Origin of the sequence: Accumulibacter sp., assembly GCF_016789985.1 — a bacterium.
In the GTDB taxonomy this organism is placed as follows: domain Bacteria; phylum Pseudomonadota; class Gammaproteobacteria; order Burkholderiales; family Rhodocyclaceae; genus Accumulibacter.
The window spans coordinates 1-5,016 of sequence record NZ_JAEUOL010000033.1; the positions used below are offsets into that span (position 1 = coordinate 1).

Here is a 5,016-nt window from a genome sequence, read left to right on the forward strand (position 1 = left end):
GTTCAAGTGGGTCAACACGGTCCTGGGCAATCTCAAGACCAGCTTTTCGGGGTGCTACCACGCGCTTGCCTTTCGAAAGTATGGCGCTCAGTACTTCGCGGCTTTCACCTACCGATTCAACCGCCGATTCGATCTCAGGACTTTGAACGAGCGGCTCCTAGTCGCCGCGCTAGCCTGTGTACCGTGGCCCTAGCACTCGATTCGGGCGGCTGACTTTCATTGCTAATCAGGTTGAGAAAACGTGTGCCCGCCGGGTCGTTGGCCGGACCGAAAGGCAAGAAAACCGGCTGGCCATCCGGCGCGCCATCGGGTCGCACCTTCAACTGCCAGCGTCCCGGCTCGCCCTGATGCGCCACCCAGTCGACTGCGAGTTCGCGCAGCAGCGCGGGGCACAGCACGCGCGCGGCCTTGCCCTCGGCGCGGCAGGCAAGGTAGCCTTGCTTGTCGAGAGTGAACGCCTGCTTGTCACCGGGGTTGTCCGCCAGACGCTGGAAGGTTTCGCCGTCCTTCGCCACCTGGATCACCGCCAATGCCAGCGTCGGGTAGACGCTGCCGGCGCTCGATCGAGGCGGCTGATCGATCTCGCCAAAACAGACGAAGAAACGCTCGCTGGCGGCGCGGAAGGGATGGCCTTCCTCGTCGTCTTCCGGCGCAGCTCCGCCAGTCAGCGCGCGAATCACCACTTCGGCGTCGAAACGGGCGTTTTCTTCAAGATCACCAAAATCATCCTGGACAAAGACGCACTTCTGCGGACCACTGGCCACATGACTGACCGTTCTTTCCGCCAGCGTGTCTTCACCGGAGCGGATCTCCACAGCATAGTCGACCGCGCCTTTGGCGAGCGCGGCGGGTTCGGTCTGCCAGCGCACCTCGAGCCGCACCCGCTGCTGCGGATGGTCGGTAAGCGGCAGCCTGAAGGTGAGACAGTCGTCGGCATCGACGCAGAGGCCGGACCACGCGTAAGGCTTGCGGCTTTTCTGCCGCCAATCGACCCAGCGAATCGACCGCAGCGTCTGGCTATCGAACAGCCCAGGGCGTAGCCGGTTCAACCACAGCGTCTCTTGCCCTTCGAGGCGCGCCAGCGCATCGAGCGGGGACAAGTCGTCCGCCACACGCAGAAAGTCGGCCAGTTCGCGCGTTACCGCTGCATCCGCCTCCGGCAGCTGTACGCTGGCGGCTCGCACTTCGGCCGACTGTCGATTGCCACGGCTGGCGAGAAGGCGCTCGACCAGGCGCGCCGACTTTTCCAGGTCGTCTTCATCGGCTTTTTCGTCTACCGCCACTGGCCACAGCCCGATTTCCGGCAAGGCCGCGCCGAGATCCTGCTGGCTGCGGCTGGCGCGGCACAGGTAGGCGAATTCGCGCCAAGGCGACAGGGTCTTGTGGCGCGCCAACCGCTGTGCGATCGACAAGGCTCTGCTGGCGAAGCCCTTGCCGCCGCGCACCACCCTCTCGCGCGCGAGCTCCTTCGCCTTGCGGAACAGTTCGACCTCGGCAATCTCGCGCGCGGCGCTGTAGATTCCGTCCATGCCGGCGCCGGCATGGATCGAATCGACCAGCAGGAGCACCGCTTCTGCCTTGTTCTCGCGCCACTCGACGGCGATGTCGGCGGTAATCGCGCGTTCCGCGGTATCGACGGTCTTACCGACCAGGGCGATCTGCCAGCCGGGCAGCAAAAATCGTGCATCGGCTGCGAGTTCGCGCGCCACTTCACCCGGCAGGCAGCGGACGAAGGCCATGCTGCCAGGAGTCGCTGCTCCCAAGAGATCCTGCAAGGCAAGCGCGAGAATCGGCGCAGCGTTCTCAGTCAGCGGCATTTCCAGTTTCTCCAATCGTGGTACGGGCCAGGCGCAGCAGGGAGGCGAGCACGGGTGTAGTCATTCAGGAAACGATTGAAGCCGATCAGGCTACAGTGAAACGCGGACGCAACTGCTTCAACGATTCCGCGTCGTTCACGCCGACCAGCAGCCCGAGGTCGCGCAACCGACGCTCCAGCCACTGCTTGTTGGCGCGCAGCAGATCTTGCGGTACCGAAAGTCCCTCCGGCTCGCGGTCCACGTGCAATCCATAGTGCTCGCGCAGGATGTCGAGAAACTGGCGCAAGGTGAGCACACGCGGTGCCCTTCCCGTTGCGTCCTTGCGCAAGTGACGGTGGACCAGGAAATCCAGGAGCGCATTCGAGAACACGATCGAGCGCAGGTCGACTGTTCTCCGCACTCCTCCCTCGCTGCGCTGGACGCGGCGCTTGCAGGCGAGTCCGTTGGGGCGGTTCGGCATCAAGCTGCAATCAAGGGTGGACACGTAGTAGCCCCCCTGGAGCTTGTAACCGATCAATTCAACCAGCGCCTCGGCTAGCCGCAGCGCCGCGTTGATCCGTTCATTGCCCAATGACTGGACCACTTCAGGCGCTTCGCCCGCGTCTTGCAAGGCTTCCGCCAGCCGCGTGCAGTCTTCGTCTAGCGTTCCCAGGATCGAGTCGGATTGTGGATGTCGCTCACGGTAAACCTGGCCCAGCAACTCGAGCAGGTCTGTGGCGTCCGGTTGCCGGGAGGGGAGATCGTTTCTCAGCTTCCGATGGTGGCTGACCCGGTCATCGAGCACCCGCGCCAGCATCATCAATGTCGGCAAGCGTTCGTAACGTGCCAGTGCTTCGCTTGTCGCCGCTTCCGAAGCGTTGCGCAGCTTGCCATCGACCCCGTGTGAGCAGTCGGCGAACAGCGGCATCGGTTTCTGCTCCCTGGGAAGCGCGCCGCTACGCTCCCAGGCCGAAAGGCACACGGTGGTCGACAGCAGCAGATTGGTCATGCCCAAACCGATACCGGCCTCCAGCATCGGCTGCAAGGCCTGGCGCGGCATCGCCGCGCCATAAACTTCGATGAACGTCGCCAGATCGCCGCGCAGATGCTTGGCGGCCGCTTTGGCGATCGGCCAGCGGTTGGCGATGGCTCGCGCGTCGCCGCCCTTCGCGGCGTCCGGCGCCCGTCCGCAGCTCAGCGCCAGCCTGACCGCGAGCAGTTCGTCGACACCGAGGTCGTCCGCCTGCGGTTCGAGAAAATGGTCAGCGGCCTGACTGGCAGCAGGGCCCTGAATCGTCATGTGGCGCGCAAACTGCCTGAGCAACGGGTTCTCCGCAAAACCGGCCGCTACCGGGAAACGGGTTCTGCCGCCCGGCGCCAGCGTATCGCCTCGGTCCTGCCAGGCGAGCAGCGCGGTCAGCAATTCCGGTACGCCGCGCAAGTGTATGACGGCAGTCGGCAAGTCGAGCCAGCTCGCCAGGTAATGGCTGGCGAAGGCCCGCTGCACGGGTTGGTGATGATCCAGCTTGTGATCCTTGTTCTCGAGGCAGTACGTCAGCAGCAGGTCGGCGAGTATCGCCTTGTCTCGATCGCCGGTGAAACCTTCAAAGCGGCCGCTGAGGTCGGCGAGCAGACGTTCCGTCACGTCGGCCAGACTGGGTGGCGGTGGACTGCCTTGCGCAGCAGGTCTGCCGAAGGTTTCGACGAACCGCCCCTTCCCGCGCCGGTGTCCCCAACGCGCCATGTAGAGCATCGCCGGCAGCAGGCTGCCGATCTCGAAGTGCTGTGGGGTGAAGGGCAGCGCCGGGAAGTAGTTCGCGGTCCACAGATCCCGGACGCGCGCCGGGGTCAGCACGTCCTCGACAATCGTCTTGACGGTCATGCCGCCTCCTTGACCAGGATCTGGCGTCCGTCTCTCGCCTCGACGCGCACCCGGAAGGCCATGTCTTCATCGCCGGGATGCCAGCCATGCAGTTCGCGGGCGTCCTCCTGCGCCAACCGCTGGACAAAGATTTCGAGGTGCGCGAAAACGCCCTCCTGACTAATGCCGGCGAGCTGCTGGCCATCGCTCAACGCCAGCAAGCGGTGGAAAAGTTCGAGACTAAGCGGCAGGCGCTCCTCACCCCCCGCCGCGTACTGGTAAATCAACAACAGATGTGTATGCAGGGTCTCGAGACCTTCGGTGTTGTGGGGCAAACGCGCTTCCAGGCGGAAGCGTTGCCAGGGCTTGACTACCCAGAAAGCGCTTTCGGTCGGGGTGCGCGGCTGGATGCGCAGCGGCAGGCCGCGGTCGCCGGCGAAAGCCACGTCGGGCAGGTCTTCCAAGCGGGCAATGCCCAGGCACAGTTGGCGGCAGAGAGCAGCGCGTTCGTCTTCGGTCATCATCGGCAGCCGGCGGAAGCGGTCGAGGTGCTCGCCACCGAACAGGGGAAGCGCGTCGGCGGGGAGATGCACGGCGGCGTAACGGGCGGCATCCCATTCGAACCACGCGCGACGTCGCGCCGAGGCAAGCGCATCGGCGCTCTCTTCCGGTGCATGGGGAATCTCCCTGAGCAGGTGACGGTCGAGCAGCGGGTTGCTGTCCAGTGCCGGATCGAAGCAGGCGAGTTCGGTGAGCAGTTCGCCCTGGCGCTGCGGCGAGTCGGCGGCAAAGGCGCGATCCCAATAGCGCGGCGGCGTCAGATCGAGGGTGGCGTGGAGTTCGTGGCAGTCATGCACGCCGAACAGGATGAAGACCAGCGCCGCGCGCAGCTCCCGCGCCGTGATGTGAACCTCGCCGCGCAGATGGCACGCCTGCAGCGCGGCGGCGAGACGCGCACGCAGCAGCGCGCCCGTGTCCGGGTGACGCAGGGTGTGCACGGAATGCCAGGCGGTGCAACGGTGCTCGGCCGTGCAGGTCGCGCATCCCGCCCACGGATCGGTCTGCTGGCCACCGTCGAGAAACGGTCGAGCAACTCGTTTAGAAAGTCCGTGCGCAACCTGCCGTCGTCAATCCCGCCAACAAGCGAACGCCGGTTGATGTCACCACCGGATGTAAATTGACACAGGCCACCGATTGAAAGTTGATACACGGAGTTGAGGCAGCGCAACTTCTTTTCTGTAAAAGCCCCCAAGGGATTCCATCGGGATATAGCCATCAGTCATTCAGGTTGAGGTAGATTTTCCCGGTCATCCATTCCTCGTCGCATTCTGCCAGAAGGGCGGAGACAAGGCGCAGGCA

General features: G+C 64.5%; 4 protein-coding genes. 1 reads left to right on the forward strand and 3 read right to left on the reverse strand.

The genetic code is table 11. The features are described from left to right. The coding region (locus tag JNK99_RS01920) for a transposase (protein ID WP_291847826.1) at positions 1–193 on the forward strand (193 nt) is incomplete at its 5' end. Here the strand turns inward: JNK99_RS01920 and JNK99_RS01925 are convergent. The 3 genes from JNK99_RS01925 to JNK99_RS01935 form a co-directional block, all read right to left on the reverse strand. After that, the gene (locus tag JNK99_RS01925; RefSeq protein WP_291847829.1) at positions 135–1,817 is read right to left on the reverse strand and encodes a hypothetical protein; all 1,683 of its coding nucleotides are present in this window, start codon (positions 1,815–1,817) and stop codon (positions 135–137) included. The two genes, JNK99_RS01920 and JNK99_RS01925, sit on opposite strands and share 59 nt — an antisense overlap. Before the next feature lie 85 nt (positions 1,818–1,902). Then, positions 1,903–3,678, reverse strand: a complete 1,776-nt coding sequence (locus JNK99_RS01930) for a hypothetical protein (RefSeq protein ID WP_291847832.1) — start codon at positions 3,676–3,678, stop codon at positions 1,903–1,905. After that, positions 3,675–4,655, reverse strand: coding sequence for a hypothetical protein (locus JNK99_RS01935; protein WP_291847835.1), 981 nt, complete (start codon positions 4,653–4,655; stop codon positions 3,675–3,677). Before JNK99_RS01935 ends, JNK99_RS01930 begins: the two co-directional genes overlap by 4 nt. Between the last annotated feature and the right edge of the window lie 361 nt (positions 4,656–5,016).

What these genes read in the sequence shown, in the direction of transcription:
- JNK99_RS01930 (WP_291847832.1), bottom strand. Translation starts at nt 3,678, where the DNA reads ATGACCGTCAAGACGATTGTCGAGGACGTGCTGACCCCGGCGCGCGTC.
- JNK99_RS01925 (WP_291847829.1), bottom strand. Translation starts at nt 1,817, where the DNA reads ATGCCGCTGACTGAGAACGCTGCGCCGATTCTCGCGCTTGCCTTGCAG.